Below are 643 nucleotides of genomic sequence, written 5' to 3'. Positions count from 1 at the left end.
CACAGGCCGCGACGGGTTACAGTACGGATTCGCGACATAATTCCAGCCACCTCTCAATGCCAGGGCTGCGGTACTTCTGGCGATGCAGCACAAAATAGAATTCCCGACTGAAATCCCGGTGCGGCACCGCCAGCTCCACCAGCGAGCCCCGCTTGAACGCCTCCTGCAAACACACCCGCGACAGGCAACTGATGCCCAGGCCGGTTTCCACCGCCCGCTTGATCGCCTCGGTATGCTCCAGCTCCAGGGCCAGGTCCAGCTCGGGCACCAGCCCGTGCAGGGCCCGCTCGAAGGTCTGCCGGGTACCGGAACCCGACTCACGAACAATCCAGTGCGCCGCCCGCAAATCGTCGTCAGTCAGCGCTCCCTTACTTGCCAGCGCATGCTCCGGGCGACAAAACACCACCAGCTCATCCTCGCGCCAGGGCAACAACTCCAGGTCCGGGTGGTTCAGCTCGCCCTCGATAAGCCCCAGATCCAGCTCAAAGGTGAGCACCCGATCCACAATCGAACGGGTGTTGGCCACTTCCAGATGCACCCGCGCACCCGGCTGCTGAGCCATATACTCCGCCATGATCGCCACCGCCAGGTAATTGCCGATGGTCAGGGTGGCGCCCACATTGAGTCGCCCCAGATCCCGGTG

The 643-nt window shown here is 63.3% G+C and carries 1 protein-coding gene; it reads right to left on the bottom strand.

Annotated elements, in window-relative coordinates; all coding sequences use genetic code 11:
- Positions 1-16: 16 nt before the first annotated feature.
- Positions 17-643 (bottom strand): LysR substrate-binding domain-containing protein (locus A3754_RS00945; protein WP_063518609.1); only part of this gene is annotated, 627 nt, incomplete at its 5' end.

The organism is Alcanivorax sp. HI0083 (assembly GCF_001635175.1).
Note: the sequence above shows the minus strand (reverse complement) of the source record. Positions and strands in the feature narration are given on the sequence as shown.